The following is an 11,785-nucleotide window of genomic DNA, read 5'->3' as shown; positions in this document are numbered from 1 at the left end:
AAAGCGCCACCAGAACCGCGTAAGCGTTTATTTCACCAACGCAATCAGTTCCTTGAGCAAACGTTCCGGCTGCTCGCCGCTGAGTTCAGCGTCAACCGGCAGATACCACCAGTTATCTTTCGCGAAGGCACGGCATTTCACCGCATCTTTTTCGGTCATGATCAGCGACTGCCCGGGTACGGTCAGGGCGTCTACCTGCCCTTCCACCAGCGCCTGGTGGTCGGCCAGCGGAACGCGTTTTTCCAGCCGGGCACCACACTGTTCCAGCGTCGCGAAGAAGCGCGGCGGATTGCCAATCCCCGCCATCGCCACCGGTGAAGGCAGCTCAGCAACCGACCGGCGGTCACCCGTCACTAGGTTGACCGCCAGACCCGGCTGCAGGTACATCGGGATTTCACCCGCTTTTGCCTCACCACCGTTCACAATCACCGCATCAACGGACTTAAGACGCGAAGCGCGTTCGCGCATGGGTCCGGCCGGCAACCACCAGCCGTTACCGAAACGGCGAACACCGTCGATGACCACGATCTCTTTATCACGCGCCAGGGCATAGTGCTGCAGGCCATCGTCAGTGATGATGATTTGTACCGCCTGTTCGGCAAGCAGCGCCTGAACGGCGTCGCTGCGCACAGGAGAGACCGCAACCGGCGCGCCGGTACGCTGGAAAATCAATACCGGTTCATCACCCGCTTCGGCTGTCGTGGTTTCCGCCGTCAGCAGCAGCGGATAACGCGCCGCTTTGCCACCATATCCGCGCGATACCACCCCTGGGCGGATGCCGCGTTTTTGCAATTGCTCCACCAGCCAGATCACCACCGGCGTTTTACCGTTGCCGCCCGCCGTAAGATTACCGACCACCACCACCGGAACCGGCGCGCGCCAGGCGCGCTTCAGCCCCAGACGGTAAAGCAGACGGATAATGCCGCTCACCAGGCCGTATAGCCAGGAGAGCGGCAAAAGCAGCAGCCACAGCGGGGATTCACCGGACCAGATGCGTGCAATCATTCGCCAAACTGCATCTTATGAAGCTGGGCGTAAACGCCGCGGTGTTCCAGCAAATCAGCATGGCTTCCGCGTTCAACAATGATACCGTCCTCAACCACGACGATTTCGTCAGCCTGCTCGATAGTCGACAGACGGTGCGCAATCACCAGCGAGGTACGGTTCTTTTGCAGCTCATCCAGCGCAGACTGAATAGCGCGTTCAGATTCCGTATCCAGCGCAGAGGTCGCTTCGTCCAGAATCAGAATCGGGCTGTCACGCAGCAGCGCACGCGCAATAGCGATACGCTGACGCTGGCCGCCGGAGAGCAGCACCCCGTTCTCACCGATTATCGTATCAAGGCCGTTATCCATCTTGTTGATAAAGTCCATTGCGTAGGCCATGCGCGCGGCGTTCTCAATCTGCTCGCGGCTGTATTCATCCGTGCGCGCATACGCAATGTTGTTAGCCACGGTATCGTTGAACAGGTGCACGTTCTGGGAAACCAGCGCCACCTGGTTACGCAGCGACTGCAGGGTATACTCCCGCAGATCATGACCGTCCAGGAGGATCTCACCTTCGTTAATATCGTAGAATCGGGTGATCAGGCTGGCAATCGTCGATTTACCCGAGCCGGAACGGCCCACCAGCGCCACGGTTTTACCCGCCGGAATGGACAGGTTGATATTACGCAGCGCCGGCGTTTCACGTCCAGGATAGGCGAAAGTGACATTGCGGAACTCAACGTCGCCGCGGGCGCGCTCAATCTCACGAGTACCTTCATCTTTTTCCTGTTCGGAATCGAGAATGCTGAACAGCGTCTGACAGGCAGCCATCCCGCGCTGGAACTGGGCGTTCACGTTCGTCAGGGATTTCAGCGGACGCATCAGGGCGATCATTGAGGAGAAGACCACGGTGATAGTACCCGCCGTCAGCGTCTCCATGACGCTTGGGAAGCTTGCCGCATAAAGGACGAATGCCAGCGCCAGTGACGCTATCAGCTGAATAATCGGGTCAGAGATGGAAGAGGCCGAGACCATTTTCATCCCCTGCAGACGCATTTTGTTGCTGACTTTATCAAAGCGTTTGGTTTCGACGTCCTGACCGCCAAAAATCAGAACTTCTTTATGCCCTTTCAGCATCTGTTCCGCGCTGGTCGTCACCTGCCCCATCGTGTTTTGCATATTCTTACTGATATTGCGGAAGCGCTTTGAGACGACGCGGATAGCAATAGAAACTATCGGCGCCAGAACGATAAGGATGATCGACAGCTGCCAGCTGTAATAGAACATCATCGCGAACAGGCCGATGATTGACGCACCCTCACGCACAACGGTGATCAGCGCGCTTGAGGAGGAGGAGGCAACCTGCTCGGAATCGTAGGTAATACGAGACAGCAGCGTCCCGGTAGACTGCTTGTCAAAGAACGAGACCGGCATGCCCATCATGTGGCTGAACAGGCGACGGCGCATGGTCATCACCACTTTCCCTGATACCCAGGAAATACAGTAGCTGGAAATATAGCTGGTGATGCCGCGTAAGATCATCAGTCCGATAACCACCAGAGGCATCCATAGCAACACTGAGCGATCCGTTTTACCAAAACCGTCGTCCAGTAACGGTTTGAGGAGCGATAGCATAAAAGTATCGCTGGCTGCGTTGAGAATTAACGCTACACCCGCCACGATCAGGCCTGCTTTAAAGGGTGCAATCATCGGCCAGAGTCGGCGGAAGGTTTGCCACGTGGAGAGATCTTTGTCGTTATGCATTCAAAAAACCAGCATTCGTTGAAATAGCCGCATATTCTACCCGTTATCGACGGGCTCGCCAAACCACTGATGATACCAAACGGGTAAAAATTGCTCTCGCAAGCGCCGGATTTGCCAGTGATGTTGCGAGAATGTCACCGATATTTGTCCTGAATGAGGGGTATCGTGCCAGATGTACCCCTCTTTTCGATAGCGTCGGACAACTTTTGCCGACGGGAATCGCCATGCGTTATAGCGGGCCGCGGAATCCAGGGCGATCTGACCTTCCACCCGCTGTACCAGCGGCAATGACGACGAAGTATTGCTGCCATGATGAGGAACTTGTATGAGCGTGGACGTCAGATAACGCCAGTAATGGCTAAGCATAGCCTGTTCCGCTTGCGCTTCAATGTCCCCTGTTAGCAGAACACTCTGCCCTCCGTCGTCCACCTTTACCACGCAGGAATGGTTATTTCCCTGAGCCGGGTAATTTTCGGGGGGCCAGTGTACGGTGAAGGAGAGTCCCTGCCATTCCCATCTCTGCCCGCGAAAACAGGGCCGATGTCCCGCCTAGCGCAATGGGCTTCTTACCCACACGTCCGGCCAAGCTTTTTGCAACGATGCGAGTCCTCCCGCATGGTCGAGGTGTTCATGACTGAGAATAACGCCTTCAGGCCGCAGATGATGCCAGCGAAGCCACGGGATAATTAACCGCTCTGCGCTATCCCCGCCCGGCCAGGCAAGCCCGGTATCATAGATAATGGCTTTGCCCTGCCGTTCAACGACCATCGCCAGCCCCTGACCCACATCCAGCATATGCAGCGTCCAGCTCTCGCTTTTTTCCGTTCGCCACAGAGGAAATGTGAGTAAGACACTTCCTGCAAGACAAACTGCGGGAAGGGTTTTCCAGGCACGAAAGCGCCAGCCAATGATGATAAGCCAGGGCAGTAATGTCATGTACTGCCACCGTTGGTCGACATTTTGCCAGCCGTCAGGCAGGCGCATGAGGAGCCAGAACAGCCACGCAAGTGACTTATTGGCTGCGAACCAAACGACGCTTTCCGGTGCCGCCAGCGGCAGCAGATGAAGCAGCATGCCGAGCAGGATCAGCGGCACGGAGACAAACGTCACCAGGGGAACGGCAAAGAGATTCGCGACCAGGGAGGAGATGCTGAATCCATGGAAAATCAGAACCTGTAGCGGCATCAGCAGCATCAGCATGCCGACCTGCAGATAGATCAGGTTCAGCAGAGGCCGTAGACGTCGTGCCCTGCGCCAGCCAGGAAGAGGCAGCCACTGAAACCAGAAAATCAGCGCGGCGACGGCAAATGCAGACAAGAGCAGACTTTGCGAGAGTATGGCTAAGGGATCGCTTATCAGGATCGCCGCGATACAGCAGACCCACACCTGCCAGGGAGACCACTGACGGGCAGCGATCCGCAACATTGCAAGCACAGCAAGCGAGATGACCGTGCGTAGCGCAGGAGGTTGCAGACCGGTAAACCAGGCGTAGAAAGCGGCAAAGCATAACCCGGCCAGGAGAGGCATTTGCCAGTGGATACGGTGGCTGGGTAATAAAAACTGTAGCCCACGCGCGAGTAACCAGGCGAGGGATGCCGCCAGCGCGATATGCAGTCCCGAAATCGCCATCAGATGCAGCGTCCCGGTTTCGCGCATCAGGTCTTGTATTTCCCGGGGCACATCCAGACGTTCACCCATTCCCAGTCCGAGTATAACCGCCCCCCATCGGTAAGCAGAAAGGCGGTTTTGCAGTGACATGAGATATTGCGCTCGCAGGCTGCAGCGTCCATCGACGAGTTCCGCACGGGTGAAGCGTCCGCTCAGCGTTTGATGGCGTGCAAAGGCGCTACGCTGGGAATCATAACCGCCGTCGTTCAGTTCGCCATGGACAGGTCTGAGCCTGAGCGTCATGGTCCAGCGCTGACCGGCACACGCTTTCTGTGGCAGATAATTGCCATACAGCGTTATGCCGGTAGAGGCCCACCAGCGCTCGCCATCAACGCTAAGAATGTTTCCCTGATGCTGCGTTGCGCCATCTGTGGCGGTGATCGCTACCTCAGCCTGCACGGCCCCCGTGGTTAAATGCTGCATCGGCCAGACGCTCTCCTTCGCAGCCAAAATACCCCACACGCAAAATAACAGCGTGAGACCCGCATACTTCAGTCGTACGTTTCGCCGTGCGGCCAGCACGACCCCGCCAACAATCATTATCCACACGGTATGGCGTGATGGCAGTTCAGGTAACCAGAGTAACGGGGCTATTGCCAGAATGACGCAGACGCTAAGCGCGGGAATTCCCATTGCTACCTCCCTGTTTCAGAGGGGCAGTATCTAATCAGGCAGAGCGAATTGTCAGATGGGAAAAGTACGTTTTACAGCGCGCGCTGTTCTGTTTTTATCGGTTTGCAGAAAACGAAACGGAAAAATGCGGGGCACCTTCAGAAGGAAAGCGACAGAGACAAAAAAAGCACCCGCAGGTGCTTTCTTTCGAACCCAGTTTAACCGGCTGGCTAAACTCAGTTGCCGTAAATATTGGCGCGATCGCGCAGTTCTTTACCCGGCTTAAAGTGTGGAACGTACTTGCCTTCCAGCTCGACTTTATCGCCAGTTTTCGGGTTACGCCCGGTACGTGGAGCACGATAGTGCAGAGAAAAACTACCGAAACCGCGGATTTCAATGCGCTCGCCCTGGGCAAGAGTGGAGGCCATATGCTCCAGCATCTCTTTTACGGCATCTTCCACTGCCTTGGCAGGGATATGCGGTTGCTGACTGGCAAGTCTTTCAATCAATTCTGACTTGGTCATGATTCCTCCGGTTCCTTTCAAACCAATTAGCTGAACAGCTCATTAAACAAGGGCGGCCGTAGCCGCCCTTTGTTATTGATTACAGGACGAATCCTGCAATCTGTCAAGTTTGCTCCTCATCCTTCACGCTGTAAATGCGTTACAGCGCAAATGATGCTGAGAACCTGATATTACTCGCCTTTAGCTGCTTTGAAAGCTTCAGCCATTGCGTTGTTAGAGAAGTTTGCATCTTCCTGTTTGTTAACAGTTGCGATTGCATCTTTCTCATCAGCTTCGTCTTTAGCACGAACAGACAGGCTGATTGCACGGTTCTTACGGTCAACACCGGTGAACTTAGCTTCAACGTCGTCGCCTACGTTCAGAACCAGAGTGGCATCTTCAACGCGGTCACGTGAAGCTTCAGAAGCGCGCAGGTAACCTTCAACGCCGTCAGCCAGTTCTACTGTTGCGCCTTTAGCGTCAACTGCAGTCACTTTACCGTTTACGATTGCGCCTTTCTTGTTCAGTGCAACCCAGTTGTTGAACGGATCTTCTGCGAGCTGTTTAACGCCCAGGGAGATACGCTCACGCTCTGCGTCAACCTGCAGAACAACTGCAGCGATTTCGTCGCCTTTTTTGTATTCACGAACTGCTTCTTCACCTGCAACGTTCCAGGAGATGTCAGACAGGTGAACCAGGCCATCGATGCCGCCGTCCAGGCCGATGAAGATACCGAAGTCAGTGATAGACTTGATTTTACCTTCAACACGGTCGCCCTTGTTGTGGGTTTCCGCGAACTGCTGCCATGGGTTGTTTTTGCACTGTTTCAGGCCCAGGGAGATACGACGACGTTCTTCGTCGATATCCAGAACCATCACTTCCACTACATCACCAACGTTAACAACTTTGGATGGGTGGATGTTTTTGTTGGTCCAGTCCATTTCGGAAACGTGCACCAGACCTTCAACGCCTTCTTCGATTTCAACGAAGCAGCCGTAGTCAGTCAGGTTGGTTACGCGACCAGTCAGTTTAGTACCTTCTGGGTAACGCTTAGCGATAGCTACCCATGGATCTTCGCCCAGCTGTTTCAGGCCAAGGGATACACGAGTACGCTCGCGGTCGAACTTCAGCACTTTAACAGTGATTTCGTCGCCCACGTTCACGATTTCGCTTGGGTGCTTAACGCGTTTCCATGCCATGTCGGTGATGTGCAGCAGGCCATCAACGCCGCCCAGGTCAACGAATGCGCCGTAGTCAGTGAGGTTCTTAACGATACCTTTGACTTCCATGCCTTCCTGCAGGTTTTCCAGCAGCTGATCGCGTTCTGCGCTGTTTTCGGATTCGATAACGGCACGACGGGAAACAACAACGTTGTTACGCTTCTGGTCCAGCTTGATTACTTTGAACTCAAGCTCTTTGCCTTCCAGGTGCAGAGTGTCACGAACTGGACGAACGTCTACCAGAGAACCTGGCAGGAACGCACGAATACCATTCAGCTCAACAGTGAAGCCACCTTTAACTTTGCCGTTGATAACACCGACCACAGTTTCAGCTTCTTCGTAAGCTTTTTCCAGCGTGATCCATGCTTCGTGACGTTTAGCTTTCTCACGAGAAAGCAGGGTTTCACCGAAGCCGTCTTCTACTGCGTCCAGAGCAACGTCAACTTCGTCACCAACCTGGATTTCCAGCTCGCCCTGGGCGTTTTTGAACTGCTCTGCCGGAATGGCGGACTCAGATTTCAGACCGGCGTCAACCAGTACTACGTCTTTGTCGATAGCAACAACAACACCGCGAACGATGGAACCCGGGCGGGTTTCGATTTCTTTTAAGGATTCTTCAAACAGTTGAGCAAAAGATTCAGTCATGTTTAATCTTCAGGTTAATATTAACGTCCACCTGGCTCCGTGCCGGATGGGGTTGTTTCACATACCCGCCGTCAATCCATTGCAGCGGGGGTACTACTAAATCGGTCGCGATTACGCGAGTGCCAGTTTTTGGCGCGCATATTGTAGCGCTTTTTCAATCACTTGCTCAATAGTTAAACTGGTTGAATCCAGAACTAATGCATCTTCTGCAGGAACAAGTGGGGCGACGGCGCGGTTACGATCGCGGTCATCGCGCTCTTTTATCTCGGATAAAAGGCGATCAAAGTTAACACTAAACCCCTTTTCCTGCAACTGAAGCATGCGGCGTTGAGCACGTTCTTCCGAAGAGGCGTCAAGGAAAATTTTCACTGGCGCATCAGGGAATACCACCGTTCCCATATCGCGTCCGTCAGCGATCAGCCCCGGGGCTTCACGGAACGCGCGCTGACGACGTAACAGCGCCTCGCGAACGCGAGGGAACGCCGCGACCTGAGAGGCCGCATTAGCCACTTCCTGCGTACGGATTTCGCCGCTCACGTCTTCCCCTTCAAGGATGACTTCCAGGTTGCCATCGGTCGATACGAAACGCACATCCAGATGCGCAGCCAGCGGAACTAGCGCTTCTTCAGACGCGACATCCACATGGTGATGCAGCGCGGCCAGCGCCAGCACGCGATAGATTGCTCCCGAATCTAAAAGATGCCATTGCAATGCTTCCGCCATCGCTTTGCACAGAGTACCTTTCCCTGCGCCACTCGGCCCATCAATGGTGATTACCGGGGCAACTGCCGTCATCTTTTTCTCCTTAAATAAGGCATACCGTTTACATGAACGCCGCGCATTATACGCGCCAACGTGCGCAACTGTTACCTTTGCGTGCAAATTACGGAATGATTGAAGCAGAGTGTAGAAGAAATGAGCGGAGGTGTTCGTAATGAAGAGTAAGGAAATGCCGCATCGGACGATGCGGCAATACGTTATCAGCCCAGCGTACTAATGCGTGCCAGCTGTTCGAAGTAGTCCGGAAACGTTTTCGCCGTACATTTCGGGTCAAGGATGGTCACAGGCGTGTCTGACAGCGCCACCAGCGAGAAGCACATCGCCATGCGGTGATCGTTGTAGGTGCCGATTTCCGCAAACTGCAGTTTTGCCGGAGGGGTCACGCGAATGTAGTCTTCGCCCTCTTCCACCTCGGCACCGACTTTTCGCAGCTCGGTCGCCATCGCGAACAGGCGGTCCGTCTCTTTTACGCGCCAGTTGTAGATGTTACGCAGCGTGGTAGTGCCTTTGGCAAACAGCGCCGCCGTGGCAATGGTCATCGCCGCATCCGGGATATGGTTCATGTCCATGTCGATGGCGTTCAGCTCGCCGTGGGTACAGGAGATGAAGTCATCGCCCCAGGTGACAATGGCGCCCATTTTTTCCAGCACGTCCGCAAAACGGATGTCGCCCTGCACGCTGTTACGGCCAATACCGGTCACTTTTACCGTGCCGCCTTTAATCGCACCCGCGGCCAGGAAGTAGGACGCGGATGACGCATCCCCCTCAACAAGGTAGTTGCCCGGAGACTGGTACTGCTGCGCCCCGCGCACCACGAAGCGCTGATAAGACTGGTTTTCCACCTCAACGCCGAAGGTTTTCATCAGGTGCAGCGTGATATCAATGTACGGTTTAGAAACCAGTTCGCCCTTGATGCTAATAACCGTATCCTGCGGTGCCAGCGGCGCGGTCATCAGCAGGGCCGTCAGGAACTGGCTGGAGACGCTGCCGTCCACCTCGACGTGACCGCCGGTAAAACCGCCGCGCAGACGCAGTGGCGGATAGTTTTCCTGCTCCAGATACTCAACCTGCGCGCCGCCCTGACGCAGAGCATCCACCAGGTGACCAATCGGACGCTCTTTCATGCGCGGCTCGCCGGTCAGCACAATGTTGTTGCTACCCAGACACAGGGCCGCCGCCAGCGGGCGCATCGCGGTACCCGCGTTGCCCAGAAACAGCTCAAGCTCTTCGCCCGAGCGCAGCGCGCCGCCGTTGCCGGTCACTTCGCAGCGGGTACGATCGTCGGAGAGAGTGTAATGAACGCCCAACGCTTTCAGCGCATTGAGCATATGGCGCACGTCATCGCTGTCCAGCAGGTTTGTAAGGACGGTGGTGCCGTTTGCCAGAGCTGCCAGCAGCAGAGCGCGGTTCGAGACACTTTTTGAACCAGGCAGATTAATGGTGCCATCTACCCGCGCGATAGGTTGTAACGTCAGGGATTCCATGAAAACTAAACTCTCAACTCAACATAATAAAAACCCCGCAGGGACGCTGCGGGGGTGACAAACAGCAAATTAACCGTGACGACGTTCAAAGTCGATCATGAAATCCGTCAGGGCTTTAACGCCTTCCAGCGGCATCGCGTTATAGATGGAGGCACGCATGCCGCCAACGACACGGTGACCTTTGAGCGCATGCAGGCCTGCCGCGAAGGACTCTTCCAGGAACACTTTGTCCAGGCTGCTGTCCGCCAGCTGGAACGGCACGTTCATGCGGGAACGGTTCGCTTTCGCCACATCGTTGCGGTAGAAATCGCTCTTGTCGATTACGCCGTACAGCAGTTCAGCTTTCTGCTGATTCACCTTGTCCATCTGTGCCACGCCGCCGTTTTGCTTCAGCCATTTGAAGACCAGGCCGGAGAGATACCAGGCAAACGTTGGTGGGGTGTTGAACATCGAATCGTTATCGTTCAGCACGGTGTAATCGAGAATCGACGGGCAGGATTTATGCGCTTTACCCAGCAGGTCTTCACGCACGACGACAATAGTCAAACCGGCCGGACCGATATTTTTCTGCGCGCCCGCATAGATAACGCCGTAGCGGCTGACATCAATTGGCGCAGACAGAATGGTGGAGGAGAAGTCGGCGGCAACCACGACATCGCTGCCGAAGTTTGGCGTCTCGTCGATGGCAATCCCGTCAATAGTTTCGTTCGGGCAATAGTGCAGATACGCTGCGTTACCGGAAAGCTGCCACTCGCTCATTGGCTTCACGGCACGCAGACCGTCAACGGTCACTTTGGCGTCGATAACATTCGGCGTGCAGTATTTATGCGCTTCTTTAACCGCGCTTGCCGCCCAGTAACCCGCGTCAACGTAGTCAGCCGTCGTTTTATCACCGAGAATATTCAGCGGAACGCCCGCAAACTGGCCGCGCCCACCGCCGTGACAGAACAATACTTTGTAGTTCGAGGGAATATTCAGCAGATCGCGAAAATCCTTTTCTGCCTCTTCCGCCACCTGAATAAACTCTTTACCACGGTGGCTGATTTCCATCACCGACGTACCGAGACCGTTCCAGTCACAAAGTTCCTGTTGAGCCTGTTTAAGCACGTCTGCCGGTAACATTGCCGGACCTGAACTGAAATTAAAGACTTGAGCCATTTCCCCTCACCACGCTAAAAGCCATAAGTTATAACTGTGGATATCGGTTTTATCATTCAGTGACACGCGCCGCAATGTCTAAAACTTATGACCCGTGAAATGTGCCCCGCGTCACACAAAACAATCTGCCGCCTCGCTAAGACAAAACCGACAAAATGGCTGTCAGGTAATACGTTTGGCCCGGCTAACCTTGGTCCATTCCGGATTTGCACAGCGGGGGCATAATTGGCGATCCCCCGGCTGCATCGCGACAACATGGCTACATCTTACGCAAGCATACTCGCCGGATTCAGGTACCGTTCTGAAACGCTCGATCAGCATATCCGGCAGGATACACAGTCCCGGCTTCACCTCGTCGTCAGAATAGTAATAGATGCTGATCTGCCCGTTGGTTTCCATGATCGCCAGACGCACCTGCCCGAGCTGTTCAACGCTGTTAAGGCGAAGCTCCATAAAGAACTCAAACTCGGTCATATTGGCGCTTTGTACATTTTCCCAGGCCAGCTGTCCGTCCTCGACGATAACGACCGGCTTCCCTTCAAGCAGATCTTCCAGCTTTTCGCTTTTCGACATCAGCCACATGACAAGACGGTAAAGTAGCGCCAGTGAGACAAAAACGATAAACACCGGCACCATCGGCACGTCATCATAAAAGGCGACGTCACCCGCCGCCGAGCCCAGCGTCAGGATGATCAATACCTCAAAGAGCGACATCTGCCGCACGCCGCGGCGGCCGGTGATTTTAAGAAACAGGAAGACGAGGACGAAGGTATACAGGCTGCGCAGCGCCACTTCGCCCAGAAATTCAGTAGGAAATTTATCAAACGCCATCCGCTGGAGATCAAATGCTTTCATTTTTCTATGCCTTAACAGTCAGTTACTGCCACTAAGCATAGCCCAGCCTTTTATTTTCGCCGAAGATAGCACCCGTCACGCAAAACCCGTATCATTGCGCGCTTTACGTA

Annotated in this window: 8 protein-coding genes and 1 pseudogene; all 9 read right to left on the bottom strand. The window is 54.7% G+C overall.

The window, feature by feature from the left end:
- Nucleotides 1-27 precede the first annotated feature (27 nt).
- The 9 genes and pseudogenes from lpxK to INF68_RS03960 all read right to left on the bottom strand — a co-directional run bounded on the left by lpxK (nucleotide 28) and on the right by INF68_RS03960 (nucleotide 11,675).
- On the bottom strand, nucleotides 28-1,005 hold the full coding sequence (lpxK, locus tag INF68_RS04000; RefSeq protein ID WP_126786649.1) for a tetraacyldisaccharide 4'-kinase: 978 nt from the start codon (nucleotides 1,003-1,005) through the stop codon (nucleotides 28-30).
- Nucleotides 1,002-2,750 (bottom strand): lipid A ABC transporter ATP-binding protein/permease MsbA, encoded by a 1,749-nt coding sequence (gene msbA / locus INF68_RS03995; protein ID WP_023310998.1) that lies wholly within the window; start codon nucleotides 2,748-2,750, stop codon nucleotides 1,002-1,004. Before msbA ends, lpxK begins: the two co-directional genes overlap by 4 nt.
- Nucleotides 2,751-2,786: 36 nt before the next feature.
- Nucleotides 2,787-5,051, bottom strand: a pseudogene (locus INF68_RS03990) (ComEC family protein).
- 215 nt (nucleotides 5,052-5,266) lie between these two features.
- Nucleotides 5,267-5,554, bottom strand: coding sequence for an integration host factor subunit beta (gene ihfB / locus INF68_RS03985; RefSeq protein WP_008499965.1), 288 nt, complete (start codon nucleotides 5,552-5,554; stop codon nucleotides 5,267-5,269).
- A gap of 170 nt (nucleotides 5,555-5,724) precedes the next feature.
- On the bottom strand, nucleotides 5,725-7,398 hold the full coding sequence (gene rpsA / locus INF68_RS03980; RefSeq protein ID WP_008499966.1) for a 30S ribosomal protein S1: 1,674 nt from the start codon (nucleotides 7,396-7,398) through the stop codon (nucleotides 5,725-5,727).
- Nucleotides 7,399-7,509: 111 nt separating this feature from the next.
- The gene (cmk, locus tag INF68_RS03975; RefSeq protein ID WP_013097305.1) at nucleotides 7,510-8,193 is read right to left on the bottom strand and encodes a (d)CMP kinase; all 684 of its coding nucleotides are present in this window, start codon (nucleotides 8,191-8,193) and stop codon (nucleotides 7,510-7,512) included.
- 185 nt (nucleotides 8,194-8,378) lie between these two features.
- The gene (aroA, locus tag INF68_RS03970; RefSeq protein ID WP_109846020.1) at nucleotides 8,379-9,662 is read right to left on the bottom strand and encodes a 3-phosphoshikimate 1-carboxyvinyltransferase; all 1,284 of its coding nucleotides are present in this window, start codon (nucleotides 9,660-9,662) and stop codon (nucleotides 8,379-8,381) included.
- 69 nt (nucleotides 9,663-9,731) lie between these two features.
- Nucleotides 9,732-10,820, bottom strand: a complete 1,089-nt coding sequence (gene serC / locus INF68_RS03965; protein ID WP_109846019.1) for a 3-phosphoserine/phosphohydroxythreonine transaminase — start codon at nucleotides 10,818-10,820, stop codon at nucleotides 9,732-9,734.
- A gap of 162 nt (nucleotides 10,821-10,982) precedes the next feature.
- Nucleotides 10,983-11,675, bottom strand: a complete 693-nt coding sequence (locus INF68_RS03960; protein WP_126786648.1) for a DUF421 domain-containing protein — start codon at nucleotides 11,673-11,675, stop codon at nucleotides 10,983-10,985.
- Nucleotides 11,676-11,785 lie beyond the last annotated feature (110 nt).

Source organism: Enterobacter cloacae complex sp. P16RS2, from assembly GCF_014982155.1.
GTDB classification, from domain to species: Bacteria; Pseudomonadota; Gammaproteobacteria; order Enterobacterales; family Enterobacteriaceae; genus Enterobacter; species Enterobacter cloacae_M.
This window is presented reverse-complemented; position numbering and strand designations above follow the sequence as displayed.

Bases quoted from the DNA above. Each gene is read 5' to 3' on its own strand.
- lpxK (WP_126786649.1), bottom strand. From the start codon at position 1,005: ATGATTGCACGCATCTGGTCCGGTGAATCCCCGCTGTGGCTGCTGCTT.
- msbA (WP_023310998.1), bottom strand. From the start codon at position 2,750: ATGCATAACGACAAAGATCTCTCCACGTGGCAAACCTTCCGCCGACTC.
- ihfB (WP_008499965.1), bottom strand. From the start codon at position 5,554: ATGACCAAGTCAGAATTGATTGAAAGACTTGCCAGTCAGCAACCGCAT.
- rpsA (WP_008499966.1), bottom strand. From the start codon at position 7,398: ATGACTGAATCTTTTGCTCAACTGTTTGAAGAATCCTTAAAAGAAATC.
- cmk (WP_013097305.1), bottom strand. From the start codon at position 8,193: ATGACGGCAGTTGCCCCGGTAATCACCATTGATGGGCCGAGTGGCGCA.
- aroA (WP_109846020.1), bottom strand. From the start codon at position 9,662: ATGGAATCCCTGACGTTACAACCTATCGCGCGGGTAGATGGCACCATT.
- serC (WP_109846019.1), bottom strand. From the start codon at position 10,820: ATGGCTCAAGTCTTTAATTTCAGTTCAGGTCCGGCAATGTTACCGGCA.
- INF68_RS03960 (WP_126786648.1), bottom strand. From the start codon at position 11,675: ATGAAAGCATTTGATCTCCAGCGGATGGCGTTTGATAAATTTCCTACT.